Annotated in this window: 1 protein-coding gene; it reads right to left on the bottom strand. The window is 55.8% G+C overall.

Annotation, left to right across the window (positions count from 1 at the left end):
* The coding region (locus SM447_RS30095; RefSeq protein ID WP_474576241.1) for a hypothetical protein at positions 1 to 388 on the bottom strand (388 nt) is incomplete at its 3' end.
* Positions 389 to 507: the final 119 nt, after the last annotated feature.

The following is a 507-nucleotide window of genomic DNA, read 5'->3' as shown; positions in this document are numbered from 1 at the left end:
CCGCGCGAAACAGTTTCCATGCTGCCTGAAGAAGCAGGACCGTCTTCCCGGTTCCAGCAAAACCGCGCAAGAACACAGTTCCGTCTCCCAATGTTTGGATTATGCCGTCGATGGCCGGGTTCTTCGCGGCCAAACGATCCATGCGTTCGCGGTCCATACGTGTTGGGATCGCTTTCTTGAATACTGGCGCCGCAAGGGCTTTCTCGATCGTTACCCTGTCACATGCCGAAAGAAGCCCCTGTCCACGGCGTTCTAAGAGCGGTGAAGACGCAGCGATCGCGCTCATCAGCTGGTGACCACTGAAAGCACCCGCGACAGCGCTTGGCGCGGAAATCGAACCGAGGCTCGGAAAAATCATGCATCTACGCGCGAAGACGTCGACATGCATGTCCGAAAGGTATGTCTTCAGGGCGTGCATTTGCTTGACGTTTTGATCCGTCGCGCTTTTCCATTGTAGCGGACCGCCACGCGAGTACCTAACTTCGACCTGATCATCCATGATACGAA

The sequence above is a fragment of the Micromonospora aridisoli genome (genome assembly GCF_056150025.1).
This window is presented reverse-complemented; position numbering and strand designations above follow the sequence as displayed.